We start from the raw sequence: 20,832 nt of genomic DNA on the forward strand, positions 1-20,832 counted from the left end.
AGACGCGTCATTTCATTTCGACGGGAAATCTGAATGCTGAAATATTCTGGAAATTCTGCTGCGACAGACGGGGCGACACGATCGGAGAATCGGATTCGCCCGGGCCTGCGCGGCGACGAACAGGTGAAACTTTCCTATGTAATTGGCTCAGATCGAAGCCGGGGCGGCGTCATAGGCAATTTCCCGCCGCAATCTGACGGATTGCGCGAGATTGCTCAGGACCCGCGTGGTTTCCTGCAAGCCGATGCAGGCGTCGGTAATGCTTTTTCCGAATACCAGCGGCTCGCCAGGAACAAGCGGCTGATTGCCGGAAACGAGATTGGATTCGATCATGATGCCGGCGATGCGCCGCTCGCCGGACGCGATCCTGAATCCGAGCGATTCGCAGACCGCCGGCTGGTTCTCGTGATTCTTGCCGCTGTTGCCGTGACTCGCGTCGATGACGACGCGGGCAAGGAGTCCGTGGGACGCCAGCATGGCGCACGCGACATCCACGCTCACGGCATCGTAGTTCGGCGTCTCGCCGCCGCGCAGCACCAGGTGGCCGTAGTGATTGCCGGCCGTGCTGCGCTTGATGTAATGCCCGTTTTCGGACGCGGCAAGGAAGTGATGCGACCTGGCAGCGGCGCGTATCGCGTCCACCGCCACCTTGACGTTCCCGTCGGTGCGATTCTTGAACCCGATCGGGAATGGCATGCCTGACGCCAGCTCCCGGTGCACCTGCGATTCGGTGGTCCGGGCGCCGATGGCGCCCCAGCTGAGCAGATCCGAAAAATAACCGTGCGACAGCGAATCGAGGAGTTCCGTGGCGATCGGGACGCCGGCTTCCGTGATGTCGATCAGGAGTTGCCGCGCACTGCGCAGCCCGTGCTCGATATCGTAGGTTTCATTCAGATGCGGGTCGTTGATCAGCCCTTTCCACCCCAGCACGGTGCGGGGCTTCTCGAAATAGACCCGCATCAGGATTTCAAGTTCGTCGCCGAACGCCCGGCGCATGTCGATCAGATAGTGCGCATACTGACGCGCCGCATCGACGTCATGCACCGAACAAGGTCCGGTAATGACGAGCAGCTTGTCGGAATGTCCGGCCAGCACGTCCCTGACATGGATGCGGGCCTGCTCGACAAAACGCAGCATCCCGTGCCTCGCCGGAAGCGACCGGATCAATTCCAATGGAGAACTCAGTCGCGTCGCTATACTGCTGAAGTGAGTATCGGTATCCAATGACAATTGAATCTCCCGGGAAATGATTTTGGATGGGGTGTAATTTTTGAAAGACAAAAAGATGCCCGCGCCGGACTCCGGCTTCGATTCCAAAAAATATCGGCTTCGGATCAATAACGAGTTTTCGGATTGCGTGATTCCAGAATTGCTTATCGAAAATCGACAGATTGTTCACGCCGCGCTTTCAACGCGCATCACTGCCCGCCGCGCCGGTTATCCGGATCGGTGGCAGGGCGAATCGGCCTGGGTATTCCCTCGGTGTGAATGAAATCTGTTTTTGGTTTGCGTTGATGATCAACTTGAGTCGAAATTCCGTCAAGCATTTTTTTGTGCTGCGGAAAACTTTATTGTATTGAAAGAAATATTACGGTTTTATTCGATTTTGTGATTTAAAGCATAGCAATAATCCGATTATAGTTTCGGAATCTGGATACAGTTTCGCAATCCGGGAATGGTTTCGGAATTGGCATTAATCCGGCGAATTTTTCATGAATGCGCACCTTGAAGGCCAGGCAGCGGCCTGCTGCACGCGTCATTTGAGCGTGGCGAAAAATCGCGCCGAGCGTGCTGCGTGACGACGGCATCCGGCGCGCATTGCGTGCTGTTGCGCGAAGTGGTTTTTACTTTGGATTGCAAAGCATTGTCGCCGATGGCAAGGTCAAGGCCGTGCCGATCGCGCGCACGTTCGATCGCGACGTGACTACCCGCGCGGGGCGGCGAACTATCTGCTGCGCGAGATCGTCCGGCTGATGTCGACCGTGTAGCGGCGGCAGCGCGTCGTCAAAAGCGCACGATCGTCGTGCGCTCGACGCTGAAATCCCGGCGCAGCGTGCACGTGGAATCGGCGAAGTAGCGCCGGGTTTCCAGCAGCAGGTCCGCGTTGCCGCGACGGCACGGCACGACGCCCGAACCTTCTTCCGTGAGCAGCGCGTCGGCCAGCGATTCGGGCTGCTCGACATAGGCCAGGTGGACGTGCTGCACGCCGTGCGCAAGCGCGTCGAGCGCGTCGCGAACATGAGGCGCCGCAACGGAGCGCGGATGATCGACCATCACCACGAGCGTCACCGCCCCGGTGCGCTGCGCGATGACGCTGCCGAGCCGCTCCGGGTGCAGCAGCCGGCGTACATCATTGGGCGCCTGTGCCGCGCGCGGCCAGCCTGAAGTGGCGCTCGCCGAAGAAGCGGGCGGCATCGGCCAGCAATTCGAGGTGTTCGCGATGGTCTTCTTCCGGCATGACCAGCAGGATGAATTCGTCCACGGGCCGTCTGTCGGGAGCGTTGAAGGAAAACGGATACATCGCGCGGATGAAGAGTCCGACGGCAGACCCGACGCCGCCATACGGGCGATTTCGGGCATTCCCCTGGAATGAATTTCAAGTTTGGGGTTGCCACGAGAACGGCCGCTCGCCACGTTGTGCTCCTTGGCGATACGTCCAGTATTCGCGGCGTCGCACGCCTCGCGAGCGGCCGTTCTCGTGGCAACGCATGCGCGTTCCGTATGTAAACAGACCCTAAAGTTGTATATCGATGACCGTCTGCGAGAGGCGATGGCAGGGGGCAGCCGGATGCGGTGCGCGACACGCGATCCGCGCCGCGCGGACCCATTCCGTCCCCCAACTTCCGCACCATTCGCCCGCCACAGGGCAAAATACGGGTTTTCCGCACCCCGCGAGGGGGCCCAGAATCGCGCTCCGGGCGGCGGCCGCGCGCCCGCTGCCCAGGCAAGATCGCTCGCCGCGCGCGAGCCCACAGGAGTCCAAGACCTCATGCCCGAATCCAACCTGTCCTTCTTCGGCCGGCTGTCGCTGGCCGTCGGCACGTTCTTCTCCGTGCTCGGCAACCGCGAGTTCGCGGCCGGCGTGCTGCGTGTGCGCGACGGCGCGCCCGTCGCCGCGCAACCGGCCCCGGCCGCCGCGCCCGTCGCGATGCCTACCCCGGCTGCCGCGCCCGTGAAGGCGCCGGCCCCCGAGCTGCGCGAAGCGAGCCCGCAGGCCGCGCTGCAACTGCTCGGCCTGCTGCAGCGCGATGCGCGCTTCATCGACTTCGTCGAGGAAGACATCGCCGGCTATGCGGACGCCGAGATCGGCGCGGCCGCGCGCCTCGTGCACGACGGCTGCCGTGCGGCGCTGCGCGAACACTTCACGATCGTGCCGGTACGCGACGAAGCGGAAGGCAGCCGCGTGACGCTGCCGGCGGGTTTCGACGCGACGGCCGTGCGCGTGACGGGCAACGTGGTCGGCGCCGCGCCGTTCACGGGCACGGTCAGCCATCGCGGCTGGCGCGTGGCCGACGTGCGCCTGCCGAAGCTGACGGGCAGCCACGACGCCTCGGTCGTCGCACCGGCGGAGGTGGAACTGTGAGCGATCCGCGCTATTCGATCGGTATCGATCTCGGTACGACCCACTGCGCGCTGTCGTATGTCGACAGCGCCGCGAGCGACGGCGAAACCATCACGCAACAGGTGCTGCCGATCGCGCAGCTCACCGCGCCCGGCGCGCTGGAGTCGCGCGACCTGCTGCCGTCGTTTCTCTACCTGCCGCATGAAAGCGAACTCACGCAGGGCGACCTGACGCTGCCGTGGACGGCCTCGCGCGCGTTCGCGGTCGGCGAAATGGCGCGCACGCGCGGCGCCGGCACGCCGATCCGCCTCGTGTCGAGCGCGAAGAGCTGGCTGTGCCACCCGGGTGTCGACCGCCGCGCGGCGATCCTGCCGAGCGATGCGCCGCCGGAAGTGTCGCGCGTGTCGCCGCTGGAAAGCTCGATCCGCTACCTGACGCACCTGCGCGAAGCGTGGGATCACACGCATCCCGACGCGCCGTTCGCCGACCAGGACGTGACGGTCACGATTCCCGCGTCGTTCGACCCGGCCGCGCGCGAGCTGACGGCCGAGGCCGCGCGCGCCGCCGGCTACTCGCGGATGACGCTGCTCGAGGAGCCGCAGGCCGCGCTGTACAGCTGGATCCAGAAGAGCCAGGGCGGCTGGCGCAAGCAGGTGCAGGTCGGCGACCTGATCCTGTGCGTCGACGTCGGCGGCGGCACGACCGACCTGTCGCTGATCGCGGTGGTCGAGCGCGACGGCAATCTCGAGCTGCATCGCGTGGCGGTCGGCGAGCACATCCTGCTCGGCGGCGACAACATGGACCTCGCGCTGGCGCACGTCGTCGCGCGCAAGCTCGCGCAGCAGGGCACGCAGGCCGATCCGTGGCAGCTGCGGGCGCTCACGTACGCATGCCGCTCCGCGAAGGAAACGCTGCTGTCCGATCCGTCGACCGACGCGGTGCCGCTCGTCGTGCCGAGCCGCGGCTCGAAGCTGATCGGCGGGTCGATCCGCACGGAACTCACGCGCGCGGAACTCACGCAGACGATCCTCGAAGGCTTCTTCCCGCAGGTCGACGCAGCCGCGCGCCCGGTGAGCCGCGCACGCGTCGGCCTGACGCAGCTCGGCCTGCCGTACGCGCAGGACGCGGGCATCACGCGCCATCTCGCGGCGTTCCTCGGCCGCCAGGTCGCGGCGCTCGACTCGCTCGAGGGCGTGCAGCGCACCCTGCCGCAGGGCGCGACGTTCCTGCACCCGACCGCCGTGCTGTTCAACGGCGGCGTGTTCAAGTCGACGCTGCTCACGCAGCGCGTGCTCGATACGCTCAACAGCTGGCTGGCCGCGGAAGGCGCGCCGCCCGCCCGCCTGCTCGAAGGCGCGGATCTCGATCTCGCGGTCGCGCGCGGCGCCGCGTACTACGGCTACGTGAAGCGCGGCCGTGGCGTGCGCATTCGCGGCGGCACGGCGCGTGCGTACTACGTCGCGATCGAATCCGCGATGCCCGCGGTGCCGGGGCTCGAGCCGCCGGTGCAGGCACTGTGCGTCGCGCCGTTCGGGATGGAGGAAGGCTCGGACGCGGCGCTGCCGCCGCAGGAGTTCGGCCTCGTCGTCGGCGAACCGGTGCAGTTCCGTTTCTTCGGTTCGTCGGTGCGCCGCCAGGACCAGGTCGGCACGCTGCTCGACTACTGGTCGCCGGAAGAGCTGCAGGAACTGGAAGAAATCCAGGCGACGCTGCCCGCCGAAGGGCGCACCGTCGGCGAGGTCGTGCCCGTGAAGCTGCATGCGCGCGTGACCGAAGCCGGCACGCTCGAACTCGAGGCGATCCCGAGCGGCACGAACGAGCGCTGGAAGGTCGAGTTCGACGTGCGCGGCGCCGCCTGAGCGCGATGAAGCGCTATACGGTCGGGATCGACCTCGGCACGAGCAATACGGTCGTCGCATACGTCGAGGCCGGTTCCGACGCGATCCGCGTGTTCGACGTCGAGCAACTGGTCGGCCCCGGCGCGGTGGCCGCGCAGCCGCTGCTGCCGTCGGTGCGCTATCACCCGGCGGCGGGCGAGCTCGCGGCGGACGCGTTGAGGTTGCCGTGGCAGGTCGTCGAGACGGCCGGCGCAGTGGGTGCGGCGGGGGCGACAGGTGCGGCTGGCGCTGGCGGGGCACATGCGGCGAACGCCGCCGGCGCGCTGCCGGCCGTGATCGGCCGCTACGCGCGCACGCTCGGCGCGCAGGTGCCGGGCCGGCTCGTCACGAGCGCGAAGAGCTGGCTGTCGCACGCGTCGGTCGACCGGCTCGCGGCGATCCTGCCGTGGGGCGCGGCCGACGGTGTCGACAAGGTGTCGCCGGTCGACGCGAGCGCGAGCTACCTCGCGCACGTGCGCGATGCGTGGGACGCCCGTTTTCCCGATGCGCCGCTTGCGAAGCAGGACGTGATCCTGACCGTGCCCGCGTCGTTCGACGACGGCGCGCGCGCACTGACGGTCGAGGCCGCGCGCCTCGCAGGGCTGCCGGCGCTGCGGCTGCTGGAAGAGCCGCAGGCCGCGTTCTACGACTGGCTGTACGGCCAGCGCGACACGCTGCGCGACACGTTTGCCGCCGCGCGGCGCGTGCTGATCTGCGACGTCGGCGGCGGCACGACCGACCTCACGCTCGTCGATGTCGCGCCGGGCGACGACGGCGAGCCCACCTTTACGCGTGTCGGCGTCGGCAACCACCTGATGCTCGGCGGCGACAACATGGACCTCGCGCTCGCGCGCCTGGTCGAGACGCGGCTGACCGAGCCCGGCACGCGGCTGTCGGCCGCGAGCCTGTCGCAACTCGTCGAGCGATGTCGCGCGGCGAAGGAGCGGCTGCTCGGCGACGATGCGCCGGCGTCGGTCACCGTCACGCTGCTCGGCGCGGGCAGCAAGCTCGTCGGCGGCGCGCGCTCGGCCGAGCTGACGCGGCAGGAAGTCGAGCAGATCGTCGTCGACGGGTTCTTTCCGCAGGTCGAAGCCGGCGAGCTGCCGCGCCGTGCGCGCGCCGCGATCGTCGAATTCGGGCTGCCGTATGCGAGCGACGCGGCCGTCACGCGGCACGTCGCCGCGTTCCTGAATCGTCATGCGGAAGGCCCGCTGCCCGACACGCTGCTGCTCAACGGCGGCGTGTTCCGCGCGGGTGCGCTTGCCGGCCGTCTCGCGCAGACGCTCGGCGCATGGCGCGGCGCGCCGCTCAACGTGTTGCAGAACACGCAGCCGGACATCGCCGTCGCACGTGGCGCCGTCGCGTACGGGCTCGCGCGCGCCGGGCATGCGCCGCGCATCGGCGGCGGGTCCGCGCGCAGCTATTTCCTCGTGCTCGACGACGGCGCGGCCGATTCCGCAGCGCGCGGCGTCTGCCTGCTGCCGCGCGGTGCGGAAGAGGGCCGCGAGATCCGGCTCGACGATCGCACGTTCGCGTTGCAGCTCGGGCAGCCGGTGCGTTTCCACCTCGTGTCGACGGTTGCCGATACGGCATACCGTCCCGGCGATCTGGTGACGTTCGGCGACGGCGACTTCGTGCGGCTGCCGCCGATCGCGACAGTGGTCGGGCGGCAGGATGCGCGCGACGCACGCGAAACGCCGGTGAAGCTCACCGCGTCGCTGACCGAGGTCGGCACGCTCGAGATGCATTGCATCGCGACCGACGACGCGGCGCGCCGCTGGAAGCTCGAATTCCAGCTGCGCGGCGACGCGGCGACGCAAGGCGACGTGGACATGCCCTTGCGGCATCCGCGGCTCGACCAGGCGATCGAGCTGATCGAGCGCTCGTTCGGCGGCCGCTCGGCGGACGTCACGCCGAAAGACACGCGCCGGTTGCGCGCGCAGCTCGAGCAGGTGCTCGGCCCGCGTGAAGCGTGGGACGTTGCGTGCGCGCGCGAGCTGTTCGATGCGCTGCTCGCGCGCGCACGCCGCCGCCGCCGCTCGGCCGATCACGAGCGTGCGTGGCTGAACCTTGCCGGTTATTGCCTGCGTCCGGGTTTCGGTCATCCGCTCGATGCATGGCGCATCGAGCAGCTGTGGCCGCTGTTCGACGACGGGATCCAGTACGTGACCGACGGGCAGGTGTGGTCGGAGTGGTGGACGCTGTGGCGGCGCGTGGCCGGCGGCCTCGACGACGACGCGCAGACGCAGGTGCGCGACGCGATCGCGTTCCTCGAACCGTCCGACGACAAGCGGCGCAAGCTGCCGTTCGATCCGGGCAAGGTCGGCCCGGCCGACATGACGCGGCTGTCCGCGTCGCTCGAACGGCTGCCCGTCGAGCGCAAGATCGAGCTTGCCGAGCGGCTGACCGCGCTGCTGCAGAAGCCGGCCGACTGCGCGCTCGGCGCGTGGGCGCTCGGGCGTATCGGCGCGCGCCGGCCGTTTTACGGCAGTGCGCACAGCGTCGTGCCGCCTGACGTTGCAGGCCGCCTGCTCGATGCGCTGTTCGCGCTCGACTGGAAGCAGGTCGAGCCGGCCGCGTTTGCCGCTGCGCAGATTGCGCGGATGACCGGAGACCGTTCGCGCGACCTGCCGCCCGACGTGCGCGACGCGGTGATCCGGCGGCTCGCGGCGGCGAACGCGTCGGCGAAGTGGGTCGACATGGTGCGCGAGGCGATCGCGTTCGACGAAGCCGACACGATGCGCGTGTTCGGCGAGACGCTGCCGGCGGGGTTGAAGCTGATCGGGGAGTGATCGCGCACGGGTGCCCTTGAGACAGCCGAAATAAACCGACCTCGACGTTGTAAGGGCCAGGAGGGCATGATGGCCTTTCTTGCAGCGAGTGCGGCTTGGACCACATCCGGTTTATCGTTCTCGCAAAACGATCACTGTGGGTGATCTTTTTTCTTCCTGATCAAACCGTCGCGACTTGGAGAAGGTTTGCGAAGCTGGTCGGCAGCGCGCGCCGACCGTCGACTTCAACGAAACTTCAACCCTCCCGCCGCGCGAGATGAATCCCCGCGAGCATGCAGCGCACCGACCCGCCGGCCAGCTCGATCGTCGGCACGTCGAGCGGCAGCAATTGCGCCGAGCGTTCGATCAGCCGGCGCTGGTGCGGCGTCAGGTAATCGAACGCGCGCCGCGACAGCGCGAGCACGCGAGCGTCGCGTCCGGACAGTTCGAGCGCATTCCCGGCGAAATTCGCGATCTGCGACGGATCGAGCTCGACCACCGTGCGGCCCGTCTCGGCCAGCCGGCGCCGGATTTCGCCGCGTCGGTTCGGATCACTGATCAGGTCGAGGCCGACCATCGCGAACTCGGTCGCGACGCTCATCATCACGTTCGTGTGATAGATCGGGCGCCCGTCGGCATCGGCCGTATCGAAGCAGATCGGTTCGAAATTGAAGTGCGTGCAGAAGCGTTCGAGCGCGACCGGGTCGGCGCGGCGCGAGCGCGCGGTGTAAGCGATCCGCGCGACGTGGTCGAGCACCATCGCACCGGTGCCTTCGAGGAACACGTCGTCGTATTCGAGGCCCGAGTAGTCGATCACGTCCTGTACGCGATACTCGGCCTTCAACATTTCGATCACGTCCGCGCGTCGCTCGCGGCGGCGGTTCGGGCTGTGCATCGGGTACAGCGCGATATGGCCGCCCGGGTGCGTCGAGAACCAGTTGTTCGGGAACACGGAATCGGGCGTGTCGCGCTCGCCGTGGTCGTCGAATACATGCACGCGCACGCCCGCATCGGCGAGCGTCTGCGCGGCGGCCGTGACTTCGTCGCGCGCGGCGGCGGACACCGCGCGCGCGTCGCCTGCGCCGCCGCTGCGCTGGAAGGCGTTGTCGGCCGCGGTCTGCGGGTTCGGCAGGAAGCGGTGCGGCCGGATCATCACGACGGCGGCCGGCGCCTGGATCGATACGAGATTCATCGCAAGCGGGGGGAGAGGCAAAGGGCGGTGCGGCGCGCGGGCCGCACCGGCTCGGGTCAGCGCGCGAACGCGGCGACGGCTTCGGTCACGTACGCCGCGTGACCCTGCGCGATCGCGGCCGGGTCGTCGATCAGCGCGAACAGGTTCTTCGGGTCGACGGCCGGCGGAATCAGCGCGATCTCGACACCCGCGTTGTGCTGCTGCGCGAGCGCATACAGGTAGCGCAGCGCCGAATAATCCTCGAGCGCGAAGCCGACCGAGTCGAACACGGTGATCTGGCCGGCACTGTCGCGGCCAGTGGCCTCGCGTTGCAGCACGCGCCACAGTTCGGTGACGGGGAAGTCGGCCGGCATCTGCTGGATCTCGCCCTCGATGCGCGACTGCGGCTCGAACTCGACGAACACGCGGCCCGCATGCAGCACGCCCGCTTCGAGCTCGGTCTTGCCCGGGCAATCGCCGCCCACGGCGTTCAGGTGCATGCCGGGCTCGATCATGTCGGCGGTGACGATCGTCGCGTATGCCTTGTCGGCGGTGACGGTCGTGACGATGTCGGCACCGCGCACGGCGTCGGCGGTCGATGCGGCACGCACGACGCGCAGCGCCGGGTACGCGGCGAGGTTCTGCACCAGCTTGTCGGTCGCGCGCGGATCGACGTCGAACACGCGGATTTCGTCGATGCCGAGCAGCGTATGGAAGGCGATCGCCTGGAATTCGCTCTGCGCGCCGTTGCCGATCAGCGCCATCTTGCGAGAATCGGGCCGCGCCAGCAGCTGGGCGGCGAGCACCGACGTGGCGGCCGTGCGCAGCGCGGTGGTGAGCGTGAGTTCGGCGAGCAGCAGCGGGTAGCCGGTGTCGACTTCGGCGAGCGCGCCGAACGCCATCACCGTGTGCATCCCGCGCGCGGCGTTGACGGGGTGGCCGTTCACGTACTTGAACGCGAACAGCGACGCGTTCGCGACGGGCATCAGTTCGATCACGCCGTCGCGCGAATGGCACGCGACGCGCGGCGACTTGTCGAAGTCGGCCCAGTGCAGGTAATCGGCGTGCAGCGTGTCGACGAGTTCGCGCAGGAACGTCGTGACGCCGGTTCGGGCGATCAGTCGGGCGGTGGCGGGAACGTCGAGGAAGCGGGTCATCGGTCTGTCTATATGAACGCGTCCCGTTTGCAACAGTTCTCGTGTGTTACGACAGACAGGATGGGCAGCAGCTCTATATCCGGCCTTGTTGCAGCCGGTACTGCCGCTGCGGGCCCCTATGAAATACGCTGACTCGCACCTCATTCTCCGGGCGAGCTCGAAGCTCTCCAACCCATTCAGGTTTAGCGAGTCCCGGTCCTACCTGGTTTGTCATCACACTCGATTGCTGCGCAACCTTTCGACGTTCACCCTGTGTTAAACGTTGATGTTCTACTGCGCATGAACCAATCAGGCCGGTTTCACGCTCACGTAGTCCTTCCGGTACGGTCTCCCATGGGCGAGCACCGCCCAGATCGTCCGCGCCATCTTGTTGGCCAGCGCGACGATCACGACATTCGGCGGCCGCCGCTTTTTCATCTGCTCGACCCAAGGACCGGGTTCTTTCGCATGACTCAACACGGAGCGCGCGCCGTGAATCAGCAGCGTGCGCAAATACGTGTCACCGCGTTTGCTGATCCCGTGCAGGTTCACCTTGCCGCCCGTGCCGGTCTGTTTGGGCACCAGGCCCGCCCAGGCGGCGAACTCCCGGCCTGAGCTGAATGCCTTCGGATCGCCCATCATGGCCACCGCGGCCGTGGCCGTCAGCAGCCCGACTCCGGGAATCTCGCTGACCGCTTTTACGGCCGCATCCGCCTTCTTCCACTCGCGCATGCGCCGCTCGATCTCGGCGATCTGCCCGTCGAGCTTCGCCAGGCCGTTCCACTGTTCGCGCAACGTATCGATCAGCACGGCAGGTAGACGCTCCGCGATCCGCTTAAGCGCAGCCGGTATCTCCTTATCCAGCTTGGCTCGCCCCTTGCTCATCACCTCACCGTATTCCGTCAGCAACCCACGCAGTCCGTTGCTCTGCATCGTCCGGAACTTCACCAACTGCTCGCGCAGCCGGTGCAGCGCCAGCATGGCCTGCTGCATCTCGCTCTTCACTGCCACCGGCTTGCCCGGCTGCTGCACCGCCAGCCAGATCGCACGGGCATCCGCCGCATCGTTCTTGTTGCGGATGTTGAACGCCTTCACGAACTCGGCCGGCATCAGCCTGACCTCGTGCCCCATCTTCGTCAGTTGCCGCGCCCAGTGGTGCGCTCCGCCACATGCTTCCATCCCGATCAGACAGGGCGTACGGTTGGCGAAGTGCTCAAGAAACTTGGCCCGCTTGAGCGGCTTGTTCACGATCTCTCCGCTTTCCTGATCGACGTAATGCACCTGGAAAACGTGCTTGGCGATGTCCACGCCTACGGCCATACTGTTCATCGTGGATCCTCCGGTTGCCGGGAAATGCGTGCATTTTCCACCTGGGCACATCGATGCCGTTGGCCCGTGAGGATCCACCTCTTCCTCCGCACTCACATTCACGGGTGGGACGCGTTCATTTCAATTCTCCTTGAATGATCCGGACGCGGCACGGCGGGCCGCTCGATGAAGACATTATTTCCGCGAGTCGAGCCAACAAAAAGCCAGCAAAAGTGGCAGATTTATCGATAGACTGGGCAGAATGCCAGCCCGATAAAGCAATCTGATCAGTTTCCGCTGGTCAAGCTGGGCGACGCGCGGCAGGCTTGCGGCTGGTTCACATCCGGAAGGAAAAGCAAACTCGATGATCACGCTCGACGATGTCGACCGGCAGCTCATCGCACTGCTGCGCGACAACGCGCGACTGCCCGTCGTCGCGCTGGCGAAGGCATTGCGCGTCGCGCGCGCGACCGTGCAGAACCGGCTGACGCGGCTGGAGAAAAACGGCGTGATCGTCGGTTATACGGTGCGGCTCAAGCCGGCGGCGGAACGCCACCGGATTCGCGCGCTGATGTCGATCGCCGTGCAGGGCAATCGTGGTGCGGAAGTGGTGAAGGTGCTGCGCGGGCATCCGAACGTGGCGTCGATCCACAGCACGAACGGGCGCTGGGATCTCGTCGCCGAGCTGCATGCCGATTCGCTCGAGCACTTCGATCGCGTGCTCGGCGCGATCCGGTTGATCGACGGGATCGCGAATACCGAGACGAGTATCCTGCTGTCGACGCACAAGGCGTGACGCGCGCGACGCCGGTCAATCGAATGCATCGACCCGCGCGCGCCACGCGCTTTGCGCGAACGATGCCGTCAGGAAGTCGATGAACGCGCGCACCTTCGGCGGCGTGAGCCGAGCGTGCGCGTAATACACATGGATCGTGCCGCCCGTCGCCGGATACTGCGCGAGCACCCACACGAGCCGGCCGTCGTCGAGATACGGCAGCACGTGATGCGCGCCGAGCCGCGCGAGCCCCATGCCGGCCACGGCGGCGTCGCAGATCGCGTCCAGGTCGGTCAGCACGACGCGCCCGTCGACCGGCGCCGTCACCGTCTCGTGGTCCACCGTGAACGCCCATTCGCGAATCCGGCCCGTCGTCGCGGAGCGCAGGCGGATGCAATCGTGGCGCGCCAGGTCGGCGAGCGTGGCGGGCGCGCCGTGCTTCGCCAGGTACGCGGGCGACGCGACGATCAGCGGCCGGATCGGCGCCAGTTCGCGCGCGACGACGTTCGCGTCGTCCTCGACGCCGGAGCCGATCGCGGCGTCGAAACCTTCCTTGACCAGATCCACATGGCGGTTCTCGAAGCTCCAGTCGAGCCGGATGCCCGGATAGCGTTCGAGAAACGCCGGCATCAGCGGCAGCACGTACTGCCTTCCGAACCCCGGCGCGATGCTCACGCGCAGCGTGCCCGCCGGATGCGCATCGCGCTCGGTCAGCGTCGCCATCGCCCGGCTCAGCGCACGCGCGGCCGCCGACGTTTCCGCATACAGGCGCTCGCCGGCTTCCGTCAGCGCGAGGCTGCGCGTCGTGCGATGGAACAGCCGCGTGCCGAGATCGCGCTCCAGCTTCGCGACGTGCTTGCTGACGGCCGCAGGCGTCACGCCCAGCCGGCCCGCCGCCGCGGAAAAGCTGCCGGCCTCGACGGTGCGCAGGAAGCTTTCGAGCGCGCGCAGGTCGTCCATGGCGATTCGATCCAGGTCGTTGAAATTGATTCGATGGATTATGGACTACCCGGCATGAATCGGGGTGGCTAGGATGAGGTTCATCGCTCCGTGTCCTGGCCGACCGGCGCGCCCCTCTTTGGCTATCAGGAGACACATCATGTCCAGCACCATCCTCGTGACCGGCGCGACCGGCACGATCGGCCGCGAACTCGTCACGCAACTGAAGGCGGCCGGCGCGCACGTGATCGCCGGTTCGGCGAGCGGCAAGGCGGTCGAAGGCGTCGAAACCCGCCATGCCGATTTCGCCGACCCGGCGAGTCTGGCGAACGCGTTCCGCGGCGTCGACACGCTGTTCCTGCTGCTGCCGCTGCAGGCCGACATGGTGACGCTCGCGGGCAACGCGGTCGCTGCGGCCAGGGCGGCCGGGGTTCGGCACATCGTCCGTTCGTCGGGCGCGGGCGCCGATCCGGACGCGCCGTTCGCGATCGGGCGCGTGCAGGGCGAGATCGACCGGCTCGTGACGGGATCGGGTGTCGCATACACGATCACCCGGCCGAACTGCTTCATGCAGAATTTCGTGACCTTCTACGCGGACATGATCCGGGCGGGCGCGCTGTACCTGCCGCAGGGCGACGGCAAGGTATCGTTCGTCGACGTGCGCGACATCGCGGCCGTCAACGCGGTGATTCTGCTGCGCCCGGACCAACATGCGGGCAGGACTTACGACGTAACCGGCGGCGAAGCGCTGTCGAATGCCGACGTGACCGCGCGCATCGGCGCGGCGCTCGGGCGCAAGATCGACTATGTGGCGGTGTCGGATGATGCGGCAATCGCGTCGATGCGCGACGCGGGCATGGATGCGTGGTCGATCGATACGCTGATGAGCCTGAGCAGGCTGATCGCGGCCGGGCATGCGGCGGCGATCAGCGCGGACGTGCGGACGCTGCTGGGGCGGGCGCCGATTGCGTTCGAGCGGTTCGTTGAAGATTACGTCGGGAGCTGGCGGTGAGCGGGGGCTGACGTCGAACGGCAGGCCTTGCGCGTCCCGTCATGCCGACCGAACTCACGCACAGCGAGGTCCATGCTGGTGATGCTCGACTCGAGGCGGGAAGTGCTGCGGTAAAGGTCGCTGATGCGCATCGGCCCGACGGACCGGAAGGCCCCGCGCAGTACGTGCAGTCGCACCGAATGCATCCTGCGACGGCCGTGCCCCTTGTCGCCGAAGCCCGCCGTCACAGGAACTGCCCGACCGGCAGGTCGAGGTCGATGGTGGCATGGTCGAGTGTCGTCGCGGCTGCAACGGCTCTTGCCGAGAATAGACGCATCAGCACGACCTTGCCCAAGATGTCGCTGCGCAGCGCCCGCTCGTCGCGGCTGCCGATCACGACCACGTTGCGCGCGACCTCCCATTTGCCGGCCTGGGCATAAAAGTGCGCAAGGTGCGGATCACAAGTGAAGATGCCAATATCGAGATTGCTGCGCGCCATGCAGCGAGTGGCGGCGGCAACCGTCTGCAGTCCAAGGCCGCGGCCCTGCCAGACCGGATCGGTCATGACGCAACTCAAGCCAGCGATCTCGAAAGTCGCGCCGGCGTGCATGATCGTCTTTCGCGCTGCTGCGGCATAGCTGACGATGCGGTCAGCGATGCAGATGTAGAACGAAAGGCAGTCGAACGACGGATCGTGTAGCACCACATCCGCAGGCGCACCGCTTGATTCGGGCTCCGGATAGACGCGGCATTGCAGCTCGGCGAAGGCATGCCGCAAGGCATCAGAGGCCCATCCGTAGCGTATTGCCTCGACCATAGCGGGCTCTGGTGAAGGTGGTAACGTCATCACACTCGTCCTTCTGTTTGTTTTGCATCCGTGGAATCGCAATGCAGGGTCACGCTCAGTCCGTCGGACGATCGCACGTCATGGAGGTATCGGGTTGGCCCGCGACACGTTGTGCACGCGGAAACGTCAGCACCACCGCGAACCCGCCCGTCTCGGGAAACGCAAACCCGATGCGCCCGCCGTGCGCCTTCATCACTTCCTGCACGATCGCGAGCCCGAGGCCCGACCCCGTGCGCCGTTCGCTGCCGTCCGGTGCGATTCGCACGAACGGCTGCAGCGCGGCGTCCCAATGCTCGCGTGGAATGCCGCGGCCGTTGTCGGTGACGGTCAGCGTGACCGCGTCGCCGGCAGTTGAAACCGATACCGCGATGTCGTCCGCATGCCCGTGCAGCAGCGCGTTGTGCAGCACGTTCGACAACGCCTCCTGCAGGCTGATCGCGTCGCCGTCGATCCAGGCGAGCGGCGCGTCGCTCGCGAATGCGACGGCGACATCGCGCTCGCCCGCGAGCGGAATCGTGCGGCCGAGCACGTCCTTCGCGAGCGCGACGAGTTCGACCGGCTGCAGCGGCACGGCCTCGGTACGATGTATCACCATTGCATGATTGAGGAGCTGGCCGGTGAGCCGCCCGACATCCGAGCAGGTCGCACGCAGCGCGTCGAGCCGTGCCGCGTGGCGCGCGGGATCGGCTTCGCCGTCGAGCAGCTCGATCTGCGCGTCGAGCCGCGCGAGCGGCGTGCGCATCTGGTGCGCCGCGTCGGCGATGAAGCGCTGCATCGCGTTGATCCGCTCGCCGAGGCGGCGCATCAGCCCGTTGATCGACCCGATGATCGCGTCGATCTCGCTCGGCGTGTCGACGGCCACCGGCCGCAGGTCGGCCGGGTCGCGCGCGGCGATGATCGTGCCGATCTGCGCGAGCGGGCGCAGGCCGCGCCGGATCGCGAGGCCGCTCGCGCCGATCGCGAGCACGCTCATCAGCAGGATCAGCGTCCACACCTTGAAGCTCATGTCGTTCGTGAGCTGCTGGCGTGCGTTGGTGGTTTGCGCGACGGTCACGAGTGCCCAGCCCGGCGTGCTTTCTTCGGGCATGTAGCGCGCGATGGTCGCGGTGCGGATCCGGTGCCCCTGGTACAGGCCGTTCGCGAACGCCGGGCCCTGTTTCGCGGCGGCGAGCGTCACGGGGCTCGCGAGGTCGTTGTAGCCGGCCACGACGATGCCGCGCGAATCGACGACCTTGTAGTAGACGAGGTCGTAGCGCGACAGCGTCGACAGCGCGGCCACCGGCGGATTCAGCGCGAGCACGCCGCCCTGCACGTAGAGGTTTTCCGCGACCTGGATCGAGGCGCCGGCGAGCAGCTGGTCGTACGCGCGTTCGGCCGCGACGCCCGCGTAGTAGCGCGCGATCGCCGCGAGCGCGAGCGCGCCGGACGCGACGACGAGCGCGATGAAGAGCAGCGTGCGCCCGAACAGCGTCTTCGGGAACCAGTCAGTGCGCCGCAATCTGATACCCCATCCCGCGCGCGGTACGGATCTCGACCGAGCTGCCCTGCAGCTTCCTGCGCACGCGTGTCACGTACTGCTCGACCGCGTTCGCGGTCGGCTCGTTGCCGAAGCTGAACAGCTGGTTCAGCAGTTCGTCCTTCGAGAAGATCCGCTGCGGCCGGCTCGCGAGGATTTCGAGCAGCGCGAACTCCTGGCGCGACAGCGACAGCGGCTGGCCGTCGAGTTCCGCCAGGCGGCTGCTGCGGTCGATCACGAGGCCGCCGAGCGTCAGCACGTCGTTCGCGTGGCCGCTGTTGCGGCGCAGCAGCGCCTGCACGCGCGCATCGAGCTCGCGGTAGTCGAACGGCTTCACCAGGTAGTCGTCGGCGCCGAGGCCGAGGCCGCTCACGCGGTCGTCGATCGCCGAGCGCGCGGTGACGAGCAGCACGGGCGTCGTGCTGCCCGACGCGCGCAGGTGTCGCAGCACGGTAAAGCCGTCCATGCCGGGCAGGTTCGCGTCGAGCACGACGAGGTCGAAGCGCTCGACGCGCAGCAGCCCGTTCGCGGTCGCGCCGTCGGTCTCGAGATCGACGGCATGGCCGAGCCGCGCCAGGCGGCTGCGGATCGCCGCGCCGATTTCGGCATCGTCCTCCACGACGAGAATGCGCATGGTGCCGTTTCGCAGATGGGTGGTTAGGGGTTTTCCCGGGGCCGGGGTGTCAGCATTTTCTCAGACTCGGTCGATAACCTGTGTCGAGCCGGATGCAGCACGCAAGGACGGCATTAATACCAGAAATATTCAAGGAGACGGCAACATGCAGCATGTCACGGGCACGACGAACGCGCGACGCGGGCCGTCGCCTGGCCGTTTGCCGTCCGTCGCACGGCGGCCCGCGCATGACGACGTCGCCGCGCCGCCGCGCATTGATCGCCGCCGGGCTCGGCATGCTGGCCGCGCCGCCGCTGGTGCGCGCGAAGCCGCGCACCGTGCGGATCTCGAAAGGCTATGGTGTGCTGTACCTGCCGCTGCTCGTGATGGAGAAGCAGCGGCTGTTCGAGCGGCACGCGGCGCGCCACGGCATGCGCGACGTCGCGGTCGACTGGGTGCTGCTCGACGGCGGCAATTCCGTCAACGACGCGATGATGGCCGGCACGCTCGATTTCGCGGGCGCCGGCGCACCGGGTTTCATCGAGCTGTGGGCACGGGCGCGCGGCATTCCGAACGTCGAGGTGATCGGCATCAGCGGGCTGTCCACCACGTCGCTGTCGCTGAACGCGAACCGGCCGGGCCTCGTGTCGCTGCGCGACTTCACGCCGTCCGACCGGATCGCGGTGCCCGGCATCCGCACGTCGCTGTCGGCGGTGGTGCTGCAGATGGTCGCGAGCCGGCAGCTCGGCGCGAAGCATTTTGCGCAGCTCGATTCGATCACCGTGAACCTCCCGCACCCGCAGGCGATGCAGGCGCTGATCCGGCGCGAGAACGGCGTGACCGCGCACTTCACGTCGCCGCCGTTCTCGACGCTCGAGCTGCGGCAGCCGGACATTCACCGCGTCGTGAATTCGGTCGACGTGCTCGGCCCGCTGACGCTCGACGTCGTGTTCGCGCCGAAGCGGCTCGTCGATACGGAGCCCGCGCTGGCCATCGCGTTTCTCGGCGCGCTCGACGAAGCGAACCGCCTGATCGCGCAGGACGCGCGCGCGGCGGCCGCGCTGTATGCGGCGTCGTCGGGCGTCGGCGTGTCGCACGACGACGTGATGCGGATGCTCGCCGCGCCCGACACGCGTTTCTCGGTAGTGCCGAACCAGCTGATGGACTACGTCGAATTCCTGTACCTGGCCGGCACGATCAAGGCGAAGCCGAGTGCATGGCACGAGATGTTCGCGCCGATGCTCGACGGCTTCCGGCCGTCGTAGGCGCAACCCCACACACTCACAACCGACACCCCGGAGGAGCAAGCAGTGAACGCCACCGAAACCCTGGACCCCGCGTCCGCCGAAGAACAGCGCATCATGTCGAAGATGGCGCGGCGCCTGCTGCCCATCCTCGTCGTGATGTTCCTGATCGCGTTCATCGACCGGCAGAACGTCGGTTTCGCGAAGCTGCAGATGGTGCACAGCCTCGGGATGACGGAAGCCGCGTTCGGGCTCGCGTCGTCGCTGTTCTTCATCGGCTACCTGCTGTTCGAGGTGCCGAGCACGCTCGCGCTGCATCGCTACGGCGCGCGCGTGTGGCTCGCGCGGATCATGCTGACGTGGGGCCTCATTACCGTGCTGATGGGCTTCACGACGTCGATGCCCGCGTTCTGTTCGCTGCGCTTCCTGCTCGGGATCGCGGAGGCCGGCTTCTATCCGGGCGTGATCTATTACCTGACGCTGTGGTTTCCGCAGAGCTATCGCGCGAAGGTGCTCGGCATCTTCACGCTCGGCAGCGCGCTCGCGAACATGCTCGGCTCGCTGGTCGGCGGCGTGCTGCTGAGCCTGAACGGCGTGTGGGGGCTCGCGGGCTGGCAGTGGGTGTTCGTGGCGACGGGCATCCCGGCCGTGGTCGTCGCGATCGTCGTGTTCCGCGTGCTGCCGGCGTCGTTCCGCGATGCGCCGTTCCTCGACGAACGCGAGAAGCAGGTCGTCGCGGCCGCGCTGGAACGCGAGAAGCCGGTGCAGGCCGAGCATGCGCAGCCATGGAAGGCGCTGCTCGATCCGCGCGTGATGCTGTTCGCGGCGACCTACATGCTGATGTCGACGTCGTTGTACGGCGTCACGTACTGGCTGCCGACGCTCGTCAAGTCGTTCGGCGTGTCGAGCAGCACGAACGGCTTGCTGAGCATGCTGCCGTGGGCGCTCGCGGTGGTGCTGCTGGTGTGGCTGCCGTCGAAGCTGCGCCGCGCGAAGAGCATCCTGCGCACGATCGCGATCGTCGCGGCGCTCGGCGCGCTCGGCTTCCTGCTGAGCCTCGTGCTGCCGTCGACGCCGCTGCGCTTCGTCGCGCTCGTGCTCGGCGGCGCGTGCATCCCGCTGCTGTATCCGTGCTTCTGGTCGATGCCGCCGCGTTACTTCACCGGCGCGCGGGCGGCGGCGAGCGTCGCGGCGATCAACTCGATCGGCAACCTCGGCGGCTTCTTCAGCCAGAACCTGATGCCGTTTGCCGGCAAGGTGACGGGCACCGCGTTCGGGCCGATGATCGTGCCGATCGTATGCCTTGCGCTGCTCGGGATCGGCGCGCTGGTCGCGTGGACGCGCTCGGAGCGGGGGATGGTGGCGGTGCGGGTGTGAGCGTGTGACGGCGGCGCGTCAGGCCGGGCGGTTCGGGCGCACATGACGCTACGCCGAACGGACGACTGCGCACGCGCCGACCGATGTGCTACCATGCATTGCATATGTAATGCGTGGAGTGTGCGATGAAAACCGCGACCATGCCGGCGCTGCGTGTCGATCCGGAACTGCGCGACGCGGCCGAATCCGTACTGGATGAAAACGAGACGTTGTCCGCGTTCATGGAGTCGGCGCTGCGCGATGGTATCGCGCGTCGGCGTTTTCAGCGGGAGTTCATTGCCCGCGGCCTTGCGTCACGCGACGAGGCGCGCCGTACCGGTGAATATTTCGATGCTGCCGACGTGCATGCGGAACTTGACGGGCTGTTGGCCGCCTCGCGCGCGGCGAGGAAACAGGATTGAGTTATCGGGTGCGATACACGCGCGTGGCGCGTGAGGACTTGTTGCGGCTGTACAAGTTTCTGCTCGAACGGGATGCGCAAGCCGCGGTGCGGGCATTGGAAGCGCTCGAGCAGGGTGTGTCCGTGCTGCGGACGTTTCCGTTCAGCTGCCGCAAGGCCAATGCGGCGAATCCGTTTCTGCGTGAGCTGATCGTGTCTTTCGGCACGTCGGGCTATGTCCTGCTGTTCGAGATCGAAGCGGCCGAGCAAGTCACGATTCTGGCCGTACGACATCAACGGGAAGATGATTACCACTGACCCGCTCA

The 20,832-nt window shown here is 67.3% G+C and carries 21 protein-coding genes; 11 read left to right on the forward strand and 10 right to left on the reverse strand.

Features of this window, described 5'->3' with window-relative positions; translation table 11 throughout:
* Nucleotides 1–147: 147 nt before the first annotated feature.
* Nucleotides 148–1,230, reverse strand: coding sequence for a 3-deoxy-7-phosphoheptulonate synthase (locus WT26_RS22640; protein ID WP_063801521.1), 1,083 nt, complete (start codon nucleotides 1,228–1,230; stop codon nucleotides 148–150).
* A 40-nt stretch (nucleotides 1,231–1,270) separates the two neighbouring features.
* Between WT26_RS22640 and WT26_RS38110 the strand changes: the two genes are divergently transcribed.
* Both WT26_RS38110 and WT26_RS37525 read left to right on the forward strand, forming a co-directional pair.
* A complete protein-coding gene (locus tag WT26_RS38110) occupies nucleotides 1,271–1,492 on the forward strand; it encodes a hypothetical protein (protein ID WP_157660473.1) in 222 nt (73 codons plus the stop codon).
* Nucleotides 1,493–1,788: 296 nt separating this feature from the next.
* The gene (locus WT26_RS37525) at nucleotides 1,789–1,974 is read left to right on the forward strand and encodes a hypothetical protein (RefSeq protein WP_155123175.1); all 186 of its coding nucleotides are present in this window, start codon (nucleotides 1,789–1,791) and stop codon (nucleotides 1,972–1,974) included.
* Nucleotides 1,975–2,004: 30 nt separating this feature from the next.
* Here the strand turns inward: WT26_RS37525 and WT26_RS38115 are convergent, their stop codons facing one another.
* Entirely contained in the window at nucleotides 2,005–2,415 is a 411-nt protein-coding gene (locus WT26_RS38115) for a hypothetical protein (RefSeq protein ID WP_059959807.1), read from the reverse strand.
* The gene (locus WT26_RS38120) at nucleotides 2,351–2,482 is read right to left on the reverse strand and encodes a hypothetical protein (protein ID WP_332451842.1); all 132 of its coding nucleotides are present in this window, start codon (nucleotides 2,480–2,482) and stop codon (nucleotides 2,351–2,353) included. Before WT26_RS38120 ends, WT26_RS38115 begins: the two co-directional genes overlap by 65 nt.
* 507 nt (nucleotides 2,483–2,989) lie before the next feature.
* Here WT26_RS38120 and WT26_RS22655 point away from each other — a divergent pair.
* From WT26_RS22655 to WT26_RS22665, 3 genes are read left to right on the forward strand one after another with little or no spacing between them, the layout of a single operon-like run.
* Nucleotides 2,990–3,583 carry a DUF2760 domain-containing protein gene (locus WT26_RS22655; RefSeq protein ID WP_069273995.1) on the forward strand — a complete coding sequence of 198 codons (594 nt, stop codon included), beginning with the start codon at nucleotides 2,990–2,992 and terminating at the stop codon, nucleotides 3,581–3,583.
* On the forward strand, nucleotides 3,580–5,421 hold the full coding sequence (locus WT26_RS22660; RefSeq protein ID WP_059667008.1) for an Hsp70 family protein: 1,842 nt from the start codon (nucleotides 3,580–3,582) through the stop codon (nucleotides 5,419–5,421). Before WT26_RS22655 ends, WT26_RS22660 begins: the two co-directional genes overlap by 4 nt.
* A 5-nt stretch (nucleotides 5,422–5,426) precedes the next feature.
* Nucleotides 5,427–8,231 carry an Hsp70 family protein gene (locus tag WT26_RS22665; RefSeq protein WP_069273996.1) on the forward strand — a complete coding sequence of 935 codons (2,805 nt, stop codon included), beginning with the start codon at nucleotides 5,427–5,429 and terminating at the stop codon, nucleotides 8,229–8,231.
* A 235-nt stretch (nucleotides 8,232–8,466) separates the two neighbouring features.
* Here the strand turns inward: WT26_RS22665 and ctlX are convergent, their stop codons facing one another.
* The 3 genes from ctlX to WT26_RS22680 form a co-directional block, all read right to left on the reverse strand.
* Nucleotides 8,467–9,402, reverse strand: a complete 936-nt coding sequence (ctlX, locus tag WT26_RS22670) for a citrulline utilization hydrolase CtlX (RefSeq protein WP_069273997.1) — start codon at nucleotides 9,400–9,402, stop codon at nucleotides 8,467–8,469.
* A 56-nt stretch (nucleotides 9,403–9,458) separates the two neighbouring features.
* On the reverse strand, nucleotides 9,459–10,538 hold the full coding sequence (locus WT26_RS22675) for an ornithine cyclodeaminase (protein WP_069273998.1): 1,080 nt from the start codon (nucleotides 10,536–10,538) through the stop codon (nucleotides 9,459–9,461).
* A gap of 288 nt (nucleotides 10,539–10,826) precedes the next feature.
* Nucleotides 10,827–11,846, reverse strand: coding sequence for an IS110 family transposase (locus tag WT26_RS22680; protein WP_069270906.1), 1,020 nt, complete (start codon nucleotides 11,844–11,846; stop codon nucleotides 10,827–10,829).
* A gap of 343 nt (nucleotides 11,847–12,189) precedes the next feature.
* Between WT26_RS22680 and WT26_RS22685 the strand changes: the two genes are divergently transcribed.
* On the forward strand, nucleotides 12,190–12,621 hold the full coding sequence (locus tag WT26_RS22685) for an Lrp/AsnC family transcriptional regulator (RefSeq protein WP_059237585.1): 432 nt from the start codon (nucleotides 12,190–12,192) through the stop codon (nucleotides 12,619–12,621).
* Between the two features lie 15 nt (nucleotides 12,622–12,636).
* On the opposite strand, the gene WT26_RS22690 is transcribed toward WT26_RS22685, so the two are convergent.
* A complete protein-coding gene (locus WT26_RS22690) occupies nucleotides 12,637–13,560 on the reverse strand; it encodes a LysR family transcriptional regulator (RefSeq protein ID WP_069270907.1) in 924 nt (307 codons plus the stop codon).
* Nucleotides 13,561–13,699: 139 nt separating this feature from the next.
* Here WT26_RS22690 and WT26_RS22695 point away from each other — a divergent pair, with 139 nt between their 5' ends.
* A complete protein-coding gene (locus tag WT26_RS22695) occupies nucleotides 13,700–14,551 on the forward strand; it encodes an SDR family oxidoreductase (RefSeq protein ID WP_069270908.1) in 852 nt (283 codons plus the stop codon).
* 223 nt (nucleotides 14,552–14,774) lie between these two features.
* On the opposite strand, the gene WT26_RS22705 is transcribed toward WT26_RS22695, so the two are convergent.
* Genes WT26_RS22705 through WT26_RS22715 form a run of 3 tightly spaced genes read right to left on the reverse strand, consistent with a single transcriptional unit; the run spans nucleotide 14,775 to nucleotide 17,527 of the window.
* Nucleotides 14,775–15,377 (reverse strand): N-acetyltransferase, encoded by a 603-nt coding sequence (locus tag WT26_RS22705; protein ID WP_069270909.1) that lies wholly within the window; start codon nucleotides 15,375–15,377, stop codon nucleotides 14,775–14,777.
* Between the two features lie 55 nt (nucleotides 15,378–15,432).
* Nucleotides 15,433–16,875: a sensor histidine kinase gene (locus WT26_RS22710; protein ID WP_069273999.1), complete on the reverse strand. Its 1,443-nt coding sequence runs from the start codon at nucleotides 16,873–16,875 to the stop codon at nucleotides 15,433–15,435.
* Nucleotides 16,862–17,527, reverse strand: coding sequence for a response regulator transcription factor (locus tag WT26_RS22715; RefSeq protein ID WP_059521686.1), 666 nt, complete (start codon nucleotides 17,525–17,527; stop codon nucleotides 16,862–16,864). Before WT26_RS22715 ends, WT26_RS22710 begins: the two co-directional genes overlap by 14 nt.
* A gap of 227 nt (nucleotides 17,528–17,754) precedes the next feature.
* Between WT26_RS22715 and WT26_RS22720 the strand changes: the two genes are divergently transcribed.
* The 4 genes from WT26_RS22720 to WT26_RS22735 all read left to right on the forward strand — a co-directional run bounded on the left by WT26_RS22720 (nucleotide 17,755) and on the right by WT26_RS22735 (nucleotide 20,824).
* The gene (locus WT26_RS22720; protein ID WP_069274000.1) at nucleotides 17,755–18,771 is read left to right on the forward strand and encodes an ABC transporter substrate-binding protein; all 1,017 of its coding nucleotides are present in this window, start codon (nucleotides 17,755–17,757) and stop codon (nucleotides 18,769–18,771) included.
* 45 nt (nucleotides 18,772–18,816) lie between these two features.
* The gene (locus tag WT26_RS22725; RefSeq protein WP_069274001.1) at nucleotides 18,817–20,127 is read left to right on the forward strand and encodes an MFS transporter; all 1,311 of its coding nucleotides are present in this window, start codon (nucleotides 18,817–18,819) and stop codon (nucleotides 20,125–20,127) included.
* A 125-nt stretch (nucleotides 20,128–20,252) separates the two neighbouring features.
* Nucleotides 20,253–20,528, forward strand: coding sequence for a YlcI/YnfO family protein (locus tag WT26_RS22730; RefSeq protein ID WP_059958024.1), 276 nt, complete (start codon nucleotides 20,253–20,255; stop codon nucleotides 20,526–20,528).
* Nucleotides 20,525–20,824: a type II toxin-antitoxin system RelE/ParE family toxin gene (locus WT26_RS22735; RefSeq protein WP_069274002.1), complete on the forward strand. Its 300-nt coding sequence runs from the start codon at nucleotides 20,525–20,527 to the stop codon at nucleotides 20,822–20,824. Before WT26_RS22730 ends, WT26_RS22735 begins: the two co-directional genes overlap by 4 nt.
* Nucleotides 20,825–20,832: the final 8 nt, after the last annotated feature.

Origin of the sequence: Burkholderia cepacia, assembly GCF_001718835.1 — a bacterium.
GTDB classification, from domain to species: Bacteria; Pseudomonadota; Gammaproteobacteria; order Burkholderiales; family Burkholderiaceae; genus Burkholderia; species Burkholderia cepacia_F.